Annotated in this window: 12 protein-coding genes; all 12 read left to right on the forward strand. The window is 34.2% G+C overall.

From position 1 onward, the window contains the following. Nucleotides 1-41: 41 nt before the first annotated feature. The 12 genes from tssC to AC0L5Q_RS02725 all read left to right on the forward strand — a co-directional run bounded on the left by tssC (nt 42) and on the right by AC0L5Q_RS02725 (nt 14,104). Entirely contained in the window at nt 42-1,577 is a 1,536-nt protein-coding gene (gene tssC / locus AC0L5Q_RS02670) for a type VI secretion system contractile sheath large subunit (RefSeq protein ID WP_473614172.1), read from the forward strand. 17 nt (nt 1,578-1,594) lie between these two features. Beyond that, the gene (locus AC0L5Q_RS02675; protein WP_473614173.1) at nt 1,595-2,380 is read left to right on the forward strand and encodes a type VI secretion system accessory protein TagJ; all 786 of its coding nucleotides are present in this window, start codon (nt 1,595-1,597) and stop codon (nt 2,378-2,380) included. A 12-nt stretch (nt 2,381-2,392) separates the two neighbouring features. After that, the gene (tssE, locus tag AC0L5Q_RS02680) at nt 2,393-2,881 is read left to right on the forward strand and encodes a type VI secretion system baseplate subunit TssE (protein WP_473614174.1); all 489 of its coding nucleotides are present in this window, start codon (nt 2,393-2,395) and stop codon (nt 2,879-2,881) included. After that, nucleotides 2,878-4,710 (forward strand): type VI secretion system baseplate subunit TssF, encoded by a 1,833-nt coding sequence (gene tssF, locus AC0L5Q_RS02685; RefSeq protein ID WP_473614175.1) that lies wholly within the window; start codon nt 2,878-2,880, stop codon nt 4,708-4,710. Before tssE ends, tssF begins: the two co-directional genes overlap by 4 nt. Next, nucleotides 4,707-5,690, forward strand: coding sequence for a type VI secretion system baseplate subunit TssG (gene tssG / locus AC0L5Q_RS02690; protein ID WP_473614176.1), 984 nt, complete (start codon nt 4,707-4,709; stop codon nt 5,688-5,690). The genes tssF and tssG overlap by 4 nt, the downstream gene beginning before the upstream one ends. Before the next feature lie 93 nt (nt 5,691-5,783). Continuing rightward, nucleotides 5,784-8,390, forward strand: a complete 2,607-nt coding sequence (gene tssH / locus AC0L5Q_RS02695) for a type VI secretion system ATPase TssH (protein WP_473614177.1) — start codon at nt 5,784-5,786, stop codon at nt 8,388-8,390. A gap of 421 nt (nt 8,391-8,811) precedes the next feature. Continuing rightward, the gene (locus tag AC0L5Q_RS02700; RefSeq protein ID WP_473614178.1) at nt 8,812-9,291 is read left to right on the forward strand and encodes an Hcp family type VI secretion system effector; all 480 of its coding nucleotides are present in this window, start codon (nt 8,812-8,814) and stop codon (nt 9,289-9,291) included. A gap of 70 nt (nt 9,292-9,361) precedes the next feature. Beyond that, a complete protein-coding gene (locus AC0L5Q_RS02705; RefSeq protein ID WP_473614179.1) occupies nt 9,362-11,266 on the forward strand; it encodes a type VI secretion system Vgr family protein in 1,905 nt (634 codons plus the stop codon). A gap of 1 nt (nt 11,267) precedes the next feature. Next, on the forward strand, nt 11,268-11,624 hold the full coding sequence (locus AC0L5Q_RS02710) for a hypothetical protein (protein WP_473614180.1): 357 nt from the start codon (nt 11,268-11,270) through the stop codon (nt 11,622-11,624). Between the two features lie 22 nt (nt 11,625-11,646). Further along, the gene (locus AC0L5Q_RS02715) at nt 11,647-11,937 is read left to right on the forward strand and encodes a PAAR domain-containing protein (RefSeq protein WP_473614181.1); all 291 of its coding nucleotides are present in this window, start codon (nt 11,647-11,649) and stop codon (nt 11,935-11,937) included. An 8-nt stretch (nt 11,938-11,945) separates the two neighbouring features. Further along, a complete protein-coding gene (locus tag AC0L5Q_RS02720) occupies nt 11,946-13,100 on the forward strand; it encodes a hypothetical protein (RefSeq protein WP_473614182.1) in 1,155 nt (384 codons plus the stop codon). Beyond that, complete coding sequence (locus tag AC0L5Q_RS02725; protein WP_473614183.1) at nt 13,097-14,104, forward strand: hypothetical protein; 1,008 nt, start codon at nt 13,097-13,099, stop codon at nt 14,102-14,104. Before AC0L5Q_RS02720 ends, AC0L5Q_RS02725 begins: the two co-directional genes overlap by 4 nt. The last annotated feature ends 2 nt before the right edge of the window (nt 14,105-14,106 follow it).

Raw genomic sequence — 14,106 nt, forward strand, 5'->3', positions numbered from 1 at the left:
TAAAGATTACTGTTTAAAACCTATAGGGATGTTGTAATAAAATGACGCAGGAAACAATTTCATTTGTTCAAAGTGAAATATTTATGGAAGATATACAAGATCATTCAAGTGTATCTTCCATTCCTCGGAAGTTTAAAAATAAACACTTAATGGAGCGATTCCTTCGAGAATCTAACTCTATTAAGTCTTTATTGATCTGGTTAGAAAATGCAAATCATACCGTGGATTGTTTTGAAAGAGATAGTGTTCTAACTATCTTACGTAATGCAATTAATGAAATAGATAAACAATTAAAAAATCAAATAAACGTAATTATCCACCATACGGAGTTTCAAACACTTGAAGCAAGTTGGCGTGGGATGTTTTATTTAATAGAACAAAAAGAAAAAAACGATAAAAATCAGAAAGTAAAAATAAAAGTACTTGATTGCTGTTGGACTACATTATCTAAAGATATATCAAAGGCGATTGAGTTTGATCAAAGTGAGTTTTTTAAACTTATTTATAATAATGAATATGATATGTCGGGAGGAGAACCTTTTGGCGTACTTATTGGTGATTACTATATATCGCATCTTAATAAAGTCGGTAATCCCACCAACGATATAGACACTTTAAAAGGTATATCTCAAGCATCAGCATCAGCGTTTGCTCCTTTTATAACCTCTGTAGAGCCTTCTTTTTTCGGTGCTGATGAGTTTTCAGATCTCGCCTCTTCATTCGATTTTTCTCAAACGTTTAAACAAGCAGAATACATTCGATGGAATTCGCTTAGAGCGATGGAAGATTCAAGGTTCATAGGGTTAACCTTACCCAATATATTAATGAGATCTCCTTATAAAAATGACGGTAGCCGAAGCGAAAGTTTCAAATTTGTTGAGCAAATAAAAAATCCTAAAAAAGATCATTTATGGGGGAATGCTGCTTTTGCATTTGGTGGCGTTCTTCTTCGTTCATTTACTGAGTCAGGTTGGTTCGGTCAAATTCGTGGAATGCAACCAGGCAAGAAAACAAAAGGTTTAGTGTGTGATCTTCCCGTTTGTGAATATGAGACTGACTTATACCGAGGACGCAGTAAACCCTCTATTAATTTTTTAGTTGGGGATAAATCAGAAAAAGAATTGTCTGATAATGGTTTTATATCACTTTCAGCCGTACCAGGAAGCGAACACTTGGTTTTTTACAGTAATGCTTCAGCTCAAAAACCTCAGGAATATGATTCATTATCATCCTCAGTAAATGCAAAGCTATCCTCTATGTTGCAGTATATTTTATGTGTTTCTAGATTTGCTCATTACATCAAAGTATTAGGTAGAGAAAAAGTAGGATCATTTCACTCCGCAGAAAAGTGTGAAAGAGAGTTACAACAGTGGTTACATCAATACACAGCAGCATCAGATTCTGCTTCTGATGAAGTGAGAAGTAAATATCCACTGCAGAGTGCACAAGTGCAAGTAAAAGAAATGAGAGGTAAGCCAGGCCATTACTACTCAAGTATTCAATTACAACCGTATTTTCAGTTAGATCAAATGATCTCAAGTATTAAATTAGTAACAGAGCTAACACCCAGAAGTTAGCCAATAAAGGACGAATAATGAATAAAATTAAGGAAATGCTACAAGAAGGGCGATTAGCCGATGCTATTTCTTATCTTGAGGAACTATTAAGAGAAGACCCCCTTAATGTCGATTACAAAAGTACATTTATCGAATTATTATGTATTAATGGCGAGTTAGAGCGAGCAGATAAACAACTGAATAATATAGTCCAAAAGCATCCAGATTTTTTAATTGGAGCTTCAAACTTAAGACAGTTAATTCGTGCAGAACAAGCTCGACAAGACTTTATCGTCGGTAAAGCGATTCCTAATATATTTTCTGAATCTGACGCTCATATTGAGTCGTTCATGAAACTAAGACTAGAAATCACTCAAGGTGAAGAAAGAACTATTAGTGAAAGCGCCATAAGCCTTGAATCTGCTAGACCACAAGTAAAACTAGCGATTAATAACAAAGACACAACCGAAGTTAGAGACTTAGACGACAGTTTAGGTGGTTTTATTGAAATATTTGGAACCGATGGTAAGTTTTACGTAGCTCAGTTAAATGAAATTGAATATATGTACTTTCAACCCGTCACTTCATTATTAGAGCAAGTTTGGCGTAAAGTTGAACTTAGTATAAAAGATGGTCCTAGTGGTGAAGCTCATGTTCCTATGGTTTATGGAACAAGTAAAACTGATGCAGAAAAGCTAGGACGAGAAACTGATTGGCATGAAACGGCGCCAGATGTAATGACGGGTGTTGGACAGAAAATGTGGTTTGTTAATGAAGAAGCCTTACCTATGACAAGTATTCAAAAGCTTGAAACGGTAGCTTAAGCCGAATTAACTATGAATAGTAAACATCAGGCCATACAAGCATCAATATTGGATCGTTTAATAGACGATTCACCTGATGATTATGATGTGAAAGAATTACACAAAGGTCAAAGCTTAAAACAGTTAAGAGCCAGTGTGCGAAGAGATCTTGAAAATCTTCTCAATGCTAAGGTTCAATGGTTAACTTGGCCCGAAAATTATCAAGAATTAGATCATTCATTGTTGAATTATGGTCTTCATGATTTTTCAAGTATGAGGGTTTCTAGTCTTGAGGGTCGTCAATTACTTTGTGAAAAAGTTGCCCAAGTAATTAAAAGATTTGAACCCAGATTTATAGAAGTTGATGTTGAAATTGTAGATAAAGAACAACCTTTAGATCGAATAATGCGGTTACGAATAAATGCACTTTTATACGCAGACCCAGAACCAGAATATATTTCGTTTGATTCTGAAGTTGAGCCAGTGCACCTAGGAATGAAGGTTAATGAGGTTATTTCATGAATAATGATTTATTAAAATACTATAACCGTGAACTAGCTTTTATTCGTCATATGGGAGCTGAATTTTCAACAAATTATCCTAAACTAGCAGGACGACTTAGACTTAGTGATGAACAAGTTGAAGATCCTCATGTTTCGCGTTTAATTGAAGCTTTTTCACTACTTACTGCGCAAATTAGACAAAAACTTGATGATAGTTTTCCTGAGCTTACAGAAGCTTTATTAGGGCAACTTTATCCAGACTATCAAGCACCTATACCTTCAATGACTGTTATTAAAATGGTCACCGAAAATGTATCAACAACAGGTGTATTATTACCTAAAAAAACTAAAGTTGAAACTCAAGTTGAAGGCATGAAAACGTGCCATTTTAGAACATGTTACGATACAAAACTTTGGCCTCTTGATGTTATTGATGCTCGGTTTCAAAATGCTCCTTTTAATGCACCTGAACCCATATGGAATAGTAAGCCTAAATCCATCATTAAACTCAGCTTAAAGGGTGAGTTTGAAGATGTATCTATGTCAACTCTAGGATTAGATAAACTTCGTTTTTTCTTAAATGGACAGCAACATCAAACATTCCATTTATATGAATTACTATTTGAACAGGTTATTGGATTTTCGATAGTAAAAAAAGACGATTTTTCTACAGTTAAGTATTTCGAGAAAAGGCATATTAAAACCGTTGGTTTTGAAGATGATCAGCAAGTTGTTCCTTATAGTCAACGTACATTATCTGGTTACCGTTTACTTCTTGAAAACTTTATATTTCCTGAAAAATTTCTATTTTTTGATTTAGATGAACTTGATACAAAATGGCAAGGTATAGATGATCAGTTTGAAATATTCTTTTACCTAAAAGAAGGCTCTGAAGATCTTGAAAAACAAGTTAATGCGAATAATTTCCTTTTAGGCTGTACTCCTATTATTAACCTGTTTGAACAAGAGTTAGAGCCAGTTAGAGTCGAACCATCGCAATACGAATTTAAACTCAGTCCTCGATATTTAGATGCAGATGTCGCAGAAATAATTAGCATTAGTGACGTTACGGCTTTCGACCCCAAAGATAATGAAATATTAGTGACTCCGTTTTATGGCGAAACACATCCTAATTACTTAGATCAAAACCGCTTGTTTTGGAATATTAGAAGAGAAGCGTCAAGTTGGGCAGGAGGTTATGCTGAATTTGGTACTGAAATGTATCTATCTTTAGTGGATCACCAGTTTAAAGGTTTTACTGCCGATGATGATCATGGCTCATGGTTATTAAGTGTCAACGCCTTATGTAGTAATCGTAACTTACCTGCGCATTTACCTTTTGGTACAAATGAACCTAAGATGTTTATTCCAGACCGTGCCGACATTATCAAAAAGGTTAAGTGTTTATTAGCACCAACTCAACCTGTGCGTGCAGATTTAGGTGATTCGTCAAGATGGCAATTAGTTAGCCATTTATCACTTGACAGTTTTACAGGGAATAATGCGGTAAAAACATTGAAAGAAATGTTGAAACTGTATGATTTTAAAAACTCACCTGAAAATAAAACACTCATAGAAAGCATAAACGCAATAAAAGTAACGCCTGCTACGGCAAGAGTAAATCAAAATGGAATGATAGGTTTTAGCTGTGGTAATGATATTGAACTTACTTTTAGTAGTGAACATTATTCAGGTAGCGATGTATTCTTCTTCTGTACGATATTAGATCGAGTTTTTGCGCAATTTGCGGCAATTAATAGCTTTACACGTTTAAGTGTTCGTTTTAAAGATCAAAATAGTATTTATCATACTTGGCCAAGTAGGGCTGGCAAGGTGCCATTGATATGAGTATTCAGTCTTTATTAGACAATCCGTCTGAACATGATTTTTATCAAGCTGTTTTTGCACTACAAAAGCAACTAGCTCAGGGTAAAGCTCAGTTTAGAAAAGTTGGACATGATAGTTTACCTAAAAATGAATTGGTCAGATTTAAAGCTGAACAACATCTTGGTTTTCCTGGTCAACCTATAAAAGAAGTCAGCCAGAATGATACATCAAAAGATGCTATTTCAGTTGATATGTTAGTTTCTTTTATGGGACTCACCGGCTCAAGCGGTGTGCTACCGCAACACTATTCGGAGCTCGTGTTAGAAAGATTAAAATTAAAAGATACAGGCATGAAAGATTTTTATGATTTATTTAATCATCGACTAATTTCATTATTTTATCGAGCATGGGAAAAATATAGATTTTCTGTTAACTATCAAAATAATCAATCATATGCACCAGATTCTTTTTCTTTTGCTATTAGCAAATTATCTGGAAATCAGAATAATAATCTTTTATATGCGGGTATTTTTAATAAAAAAATTAGAAGTGTCGATGGGTTGATCAGTATTTTAAGTCACTTTACCCAAAGTGAAGTTTCAGTAAAACAATTTAAAGGTAAATGGCAAAAATTATCAGTTACAGAACAAACTCGTTTAGCTGCAAGAAAATTACCCGAAGGGCAGTTTGCAAGACTAGGTGTTGATGCAAGTATAGGAAGTAGGGTTTGGGATATAAATTCTGGTATTGAGATTTATATTAAACCTCAATCAGAAAACGCACTCAGTCATTATGCTAAAAGGTTAGAAATAGTAAAAGAAGTCAAGTCTTTGGTTAGTTCCTACTTAGGTCTTGGAATAAAATTCAAGTTATTTTTGGCAATTAAGCAAGGCGCTATGCCTATCGTTCAACTATCTAAAGGTGGAGTTCCTTTAGGAATGGGGGGAGGGTTAGTGTCAAGAAAAGAAAAATTTACTAACTCATATTCATTACCCTTATAAAAAACTCAAAGTAAATAACATTTATAAACAACAAATTATAGTTAGAAAAAAGAATAAATTGTAATAATTAAACTTAAATTAAAGGATTAAAAAATGTCAGCAATGACCTTAAATAAACTGGTAGAAAAATTAACGCCTGAATGTCGCCAAGCCTTAGAGAAAGGCGCGGCTATCTGTCATAGTCGTAGTCAGTTTACTGTAGAGATTGAGCACTGGATACTGGCATTAATTGAAAAAGAACTAGGAGATATGCTCCTAATTATGGCGAGCTTTTCAATTGATAAAGAAAAATTAATTGCCGAGTTACATCAAGGCTTAGAAAAGTTAAAAACCGGTCATAGTGCGGCCCCTAGTCTATCACCACATATCGTTACTTTATTACGTCAAACTTGGCTTAATACAAGTATTGAATTTAACGATACACAAATACGCTCGGCTTATATTCTATATACTTTATTGAATGATGAATCGCTTAGTGCTTTAGTTTCTCGCTCGGCAAAACAATTACTTAAAGTTGATGCAGCCCAATTACTCCATGCATGGCCTCAACTAGCCAGCCAGTCAAAAGAACAAATTACTGCCCAAACCAATACTCCACAAAATGTAACAAATACAAAAATGAGTAAAACACCTAGTTTAGACCAATTTACTCAAGATTTAACCGCACAAGCGGAACAAGGGAAAATAGATCCAATATTGGGCCGTGATAATGAAATTCGCCAAATGATTGATATTCTAACTAGGCGTAGACAAAATAATCCTATTTTAACTGGTGAGGCCGGAGTTGGAAAAACAGCTGTTGTTGAAGGTTTAGCACTTAAAATATCTCAGCAAGATGTGCCTCTAGCGTTGAAAAACGTACGAATTCATGTGTTAGATCTAGCTTTATTGCAAGCAGGTGCCGGTATGAAGGGTGAGTTTGAAAATAGACTTAAATCTCTTATTGCTGAAGTAAAAAATGCAGCACAACCTGTTATTTTATTTATTGATGAAGCACACACAATGATAGGTAGTGGCGGACAAGCGGGTCAAAATGATGCGGCTAACTTATTAAAACCAGCACTTGCTCGAGGAGAGTTACGTACTATTGCTGCTACAACATGGGCAGAATACAAGAAGTTTTTCGAAAAAGACGCGGCGCTCAGTCGTCGCTTTCAAGTTGTAAAAATAGAAGAACCCACAGAAGAACAAGCCGTAGTTATGATGCGTGGATTGTTACCTGTAATGGAAAGCCATCATAAAATCGTTATTTCTGATCAAGCACTTTGTTCAGCAGTTAGTTTATCTCATCGCTACATAACAGGCAGACAGCTACCAGACAAAGCGGTTAGTTTACTTGATACAGCTTGTGCAAGAGTTGCAATGAGTCAAGCTTCAACTCCTGGTAGTGTCGAAAACTTACAGCGTAAAGAACAGCAAATTGAGACTCAAATCAATTTGTTAAAACGTGAAGAGAAAACAGGCGCTAACCATAAGAAACAAATAAAAACACTAAAAGATGAGTTATTAAGGGTTCAACAAGAATTAGCACCATTAGCAGAACAATGGCAGAAAGAAATAGAGTTGGTTAAAAAGGTATCTAGCTTGGTTTCTGATTTGCAAGGTGATGATGTTGATGATCTTAAAAGTAAATTACAACAATTAAAAGATCTAAAATCTGAGTTAGAAAAAAACAAACAACCAATGGTTCACTGGCAAGTAGACGAACAGCTTGTTGCCGAAGTTATTTCTGATTGGACGGGGATCCCCGTTGGTAAAATGCAGAATGACGAAATTAAAATGGTTTTAAATTTAAAAGAAACCATGGAAAAACGTATTGTTGGGCAGTCTCATGCTTTAGACATAATAGCTAAAACAGTACAAACTTCTCGAGCGCAGCTCGGTGATGAAAAAAGACCTATTGGTGTATTTTTACTTGCAGGTCCTAGTGGCGTTGGTAAAACAGAAACAGCACTGACGCTTGCTGAACAGGTTTATGGTAGTGAAGAAAACGTTACTACTATTAATATGTCTGAGTTTAAAGAAGAACATAAAGTTTCATTACTATTAGGATCACCTCCTGGTTATGTTGGGTATGGTGAAGGTGGTGTTCTCACTGAAGCTGTTCGTCGTAAACCTTATAGCGTTATTTTATTAGATGAAATGGAAAAGGCTCATCCCGGAGTTCAAGATATTTTTTATCAAGTTTTTGATAAAGGTACTATTAAAGATGGTGAAGGGCGAGATATAGATTTTAAGAATACTATTATTATTATGACATCAAATGTTGGTACTGATACAACGATGGAGCTATTTGAAGATGAGCAAACAGCCCCTTCAATCTCAGGGTTACGCAAAGCATTACAAGATGATTTATTAACTTGTTTTAAACCAGCATTTTTAGGACGAATTAATGTTGTTCCATATATACCTCTAAGTAAAGAAACCCTTAATAACATTACTAAATTGCAATTAGCTAGGGTAAGCGTGCGTCTTGAAAATCACTATCAAGCTTCATTTAATTATAGTGAAGACGTTATACATAAAATCGTTTCTTTATGTAGTGATGCGGGATCAGGCGCTCGAAATATTCATAATATTTTACAAAACAGCATGCTACCTGATTTATCAGTAAAAATATTAAATAAAATGGCACTAGATAAAAAGCCAAATAAAGTTTCTGTTAATGTTAAAAATGAAGAATTTAATTATACGGTTTAGTTTTTCAGCGTCTTTTTATTAAGTAGAAAGGGCGCTTAACTATTTTAAAATCCGTTTATATTTTGTGTAAAACCTGAATGTTTTTTTCTAAAAGCATTCAGTTTATTTGAGTATTTATCAGTAAATAAGTACAGGTTTTTTAGTGCCTAAATTTACGGTGTGAATCAACATAAAGCACTGAATTAAAAGGCAAAAATAAATAAAAATAATCTTGTTATTACTGTTTATTTAGTTTACTATTTTGGCGTAAAAATGATGGTTATGTAGTATTTCTTAAATTAATTTTGTGATGAATTGATTTAAAAAATAAAACGGAAATTTCTTACTACGTAAGAACTCTTAAGTTTAAGGAAATAGTTTTTTTAAACTTAATTAAGCCTATCCACTAATGGATAAAACACTAGCAAAAGGAGCATTAATAATGCAAGCAAATACGTATTTGGACTATGAAGGAATTAAAGGCGAAACTACAGCAGAAGGATACAAGGATAAAATCACTGTATTATCTGTTGACTGGAATGTAAGCCGTGAACTTAGCTCTTTTACAGGTACTGCTCAAGATCGTGAAGCAAGTGCTACACGTCTTGGTGATGTAACTATCTCTAAACTTCAAGATAATGCGTCACCTGACCTATTTAAAGAAGCAACTATTGGTAAAGGTAAAAAAGCAATTTTCTACATCACTAAACAAGGTGATAAAATTGAAGAAATTATGAAAATTGAATTAACTGATGCCATGATTGCTAGCTATAGTGTTTCAATTCAGGGCGATCGTCCTGTTGAGCATATCACTATTAGCTATACAGAAATGATGATGACAGTTACTCCAACTGATGATAAAAACAACATTACTGCTCCACTTGTATACGGTTACAGTGGTGTTAAAGGTCAACAAATGTAATTTGTTTGTGATCTAGGACCTTAAGGGATTAGTCCCTTAAGGTTTTTTTATATATTCATCGAGGCATGGAATGCAAAAGGCGACTCAAAAAAACAATATTATTAGTATTGCGACTCCATTAGGTAAAGATACTTTATATTTAACACATCTTAGTGGTACTGAAGCTATTTCTCAGCTTTATTCTTTCACTGTTTCTATGTTTACCGTGGGTACTAAAATATCTTTAGATGCTTTAGTTGGAAAAAAAGTGTGTGTCTCATTAAGAAATGCAGAAAGTGGTGGTGCAATACGTTATTTTCATGGTGTTGTTAGTCATTTAGAGTCTGCAGGCATGAGAACAGCAGCATCAGATGAAGTAGAAAATTATATAGATTATCAGGCTGTAATTGTACCTACAGCTGCTTTCATGAAAAAAAGAAGTAACTGTCGAATATTCCAAAACTTATCTATTATCGATATTGTTGCAGACTTGTTCGGACAGCATGGCGTAGCATTTCAAGATAAAACAACAAAAACTTATCCCAAATATGAGTACTGCGTGCAGTACCAAGAATCTGATTTAGATTTTGTTGCAAGATTATTGCAACAAGAAGGTATTTTTTACTTTTTTGAACATAGTAGTTCAGCACATACACTTGTACTTGCCGATGATATTACTGCATATAAAAAATGTGCAGAGGCTAAAGTAAGATGTTTTTCTGGTCATTTAACTAAATCACATATTGCTCACTGGCAGGGTGGTTTATCAATGGTTAGTGGTGGCTACCAGCAAAAAGGTTATGACTTTGAGCAACCTACTTTATATCCTACAGGTAGTAAAACAGCAGCAAGTTTACCATCGCAAGGTAGTTTAGAAGTTTTTGATTATTTAGGTGAATCTGAATTTAATAAACGTGCCCAACCTTTTGCTATCAATCAGCTAGAAGCTATTCAAAAAGATATGCATAAATCTACAGGGCAAGGTGATTGTAGAAGTTTTTCTATTGGTAAGTTTTTCACTTTTGAAGATCATGAAGATAGTAGCTATAAAGGCAAAAGTTATGTTCTTACAGCAATTAGAACTTCAGCTAGCCAACCTAATCAATCAGGTGCAAATCAAAGTACAAGTAATGCTGTTTATAAAAATGACTTTGAATGTGTACCTAAAGACACGCCATACAGACCATCTGTAAAAATTAATAAACCTCTGATTAGCGGTGTACAAACAGCGGTTGTAACTGGTGATCCAGGTGATGAGCAACATATAGATAAATATGGGCGAGTAAAAGTACAGTTTCATTGGGATCGTGAAGGCGAATTTAATGGAAAAAGCTCTTGTTGGATTAGAGTTGCGCAAAATTGGGCAGGCAATAAATGGGGAGCTTTCTTTTTCCCTCGTGTAGGTCAAGAGGTTTTGGTTGAGTTTATCAATGGTGACCCTGACCAACCTATTATCAGTGGTGCAGTTTATAACGCAGATTTAATGCCTCCATATGCGCTTCCAGCTAAAAAAACACAAAGTGGCATTAAAACTCACAGTACTAAAAATGGCGGTGCTGATAACTTCAATGAAGTTCGTTTTGAAGATGATAAAGGTAAAGAATTATTATTCTTTCAAGCAGAAAAAGACCACGAATTAAATGTAAAAAATGATCAAAAAGATACTATCGGGAATGACCGATTAACAGAGATAGTTAACGATAATGCCCTTAAAATTGGTAACGACAATTTAACTGAGATCACTAACAATAATACGCTTAAAGTGGGCAATGACCGCAGTAGTAAAATTGATAATAACGATAAGTTAAAGGTTGGAAAAACTCTTAACATAGAAGCCGGTAATGAAATAATAATCAAAACGGGCGGCGCTTCAATAAAAATGAGTAGCGATGGTTCCATTAGTATTGAAGGTACTAATATAAAAATTAAAGGCACAGATGTTAAGGTTAATGGTACTAGCATTGCTTTAAAAGCTGCGCAAATTAAGCTTAATTAATATGTTTAATTATCATTATCCAAATGTAGGACGTTTAGATCGATTATGTAAAGGTCATTACGTGTTATGTCAATTTGGCTATCCTCATCTAATTTGTAAACCAGAGGATAAGCCAGATGACCCTTTACTTGCCCCATCACTAGCGCAATTTATTAGTTGTACTAGTTACGGAGAGCAGTTTTTACAAAATTTGCATCAATGGAAAAATGTGAACGATATTGTCAATAAAATATTTTGCTATTACGTAAATGATGACTACCAACAAGCAAATCAAAATGTAGCCGAAATTACTCATACATTAGCTCTTGCGTTAGAACAAGGGAAATTGATTGTAATTCCATTAGACAACGAAGAATAGAATAAACAATTAAGGATAATCAATGGGAATGCCCGCAGCAACTGTAACACACATGCATTTATGCCCTAAAGTAAACCCTGGTCCTGTTCCTCATGTAGGAGGTCCTATAATAATGGGCTCTCCAAATGTACTTATCGGTAGTTTACCTGCTGCAAGAAAAGGTGACAAACTTGTATGTGTGGGGCCACCCGATACGATTAATGCCGGTTCTAGCTCGGTTAAAATAAACGGTAAGCCAGCCGCTCGTTTCGGTGATGGAACTGCGCATGGTGGAAAAATAATTGTAGGTAATCCAACGGTATTAATTGGTTAATTACTTATATGTTAGAAAAAACTAATGCTGATTATCTAGAATATGAAAATACAACAGATAGTTGCCTTGAACATTTTAAAGTTCTCTTAACGCAACGTAGAAAAATGCTATCTACGTTTTATAGTTTTAAAACAAATGTAGATGAAAATACTAAGCAACTTCTGTTGTGTATGTCTTTACTGAGTAAAAAAAATCATACTGAAAACTGTTTGTTTACGGCGACAAGTGCCAGAGAACTTATTAATTTTATACAAAGCGATCATGGTTATAATCGTGATGATTTGGTGTGTGCGTTACAATTAAAATTATACCTAAATAAAGAACTTTATAAGCCTTTTTTCATCTCATTAATGTTGTGCCAAGATAAATGTGCACAGGATATTACCCCAGAATTGGCTTTGTTTTTATCGTTCAATTTACTTAAAAACATTGTAATTTCATTTTGTCCAAGTAAAAACGAAACACTTTATAATAAATGCTTATTAAGTTTGTTTTACCATCAACAACTAACCGTTTACCTTAGCACTCCACACTTTCCATCTAATAAATTGTCTCCATTAAATAGATTGTATGTGAATGTTTTAGCAAAGGAAAATGCTAATTGTTTCGATGTTGCAACTCAATTTGTCCAATTAAACTATACAGAAAGTCATCTTTTTGAAATTTTCATTATTTCGCTAGATGAAGCTGAAGTTACTCAAGTCATTAATAGAATGAATGCTGATGTTGATTTGACACCCTTAGTTATTAAAAGTATGTCGTATAGTGGATACCGTAAATTTATTCCTTATCTTTGCCACTTTTTACAGAAGCCAGAATATACCTTACTGGCCTTTAATGGTTTGAAACTCATGTTAGGCGATAACCTTGACCAACTTATCCCTTTGGAAATACAGCTTGAGAGTGATGAAAATCAACGAATAAAAAATTTGCCATATTATTCAGCAAAAATTATTAGTGCTTGGAAGAATAAAAACAATATTTTTCAACCTAGTCAGATGATAAACGGCATGAAAACCGATCTAGATACCATTCAAAATGTATTACAACATGGCAGCCAACAACATAGATATTTTTCAAATATTCATAATGTAATAAAAGAGGCTAAAAAACGGGTAAATCATTTTAATGCTTTATTTGATAGTGATAAGTTACTTTCATGATAGTGTCACTCGCAAATACTCAATTATTTATTGGTGCTAATGAGGATACAGAGCAGGCCCTTAATCTGTCTTTGTTACCAAGCGAAACCAAATTTTATAACCTTGCAAACGGTCAAAAGGTTATCGCGTCTTTTTGTTCTTTAAAAGAAACCCATAATAAGACAGAACGTTGTATTGAATTAATTAAACAAGTACTAACAAAACTACCCCAAAAAGAGCAAGACGAACTATCTGAAACCATTGTTTTTTTATTATTACCTGTGTTTGAGCAAACACAAAATGATGAGAAATCAGCAGGGTTTAATTGTTTTGTACAGGCGCTTAGTAAAGAATTCCCTCAATTATTTAATCATGAACTCAGTCAATGTTTTCCTTTTGGTAGTGCTGCATTTCTAATAGCATTAAAATCAGTAATAGCAGTTTTTAGTAACAAAAAAGCAAGTAAAATAGTATTGCTTGCCGTTGATAGTTTGTATGATAAAATGGGCGAGTTAGCTAGTGCTGATAAATTAAAATCAACCCAACAAACTGGTTGTATGGTGCCTTCTGAAGGTGCTGCTTTTTGTCAAATAATGCCTAGTGCTGAGGGGTTAAGTGTAGATCACAGCCTACAAGGTATTGTGCCAGAAAAACAAATTAAACAAGGCATAAATAATTTATTCGCTCAAGCTTCATCAAGTTTAGTAAAACAATCGAATAAAACAGAACAAAGTAATAAAAACGTAAAAATAACATCTTTATATTTACCGGGTAATGGTGACGAATCACAACAACCTTGGTTAGATGCCTATTTTTATTTAGCCGATAATGTTTCAATTGATACAAAAATTTATCAAAATACATTATTTACTGGTGAATTAGGCTGTGTTACAGGTCTTTATAACTTTTTACATATATATAATGGTTACCAAAACGAATGGTTAACCGGTATTAGCGGACATCTTGAAGTGTCGGAAGCACTTTATCAGGGATTTTCGCTATACTCATGGACAGGGACGGCTTAGTC

This window comes from Pseudocolwellia sp. G5-9, from assembly GCF_055808995.1.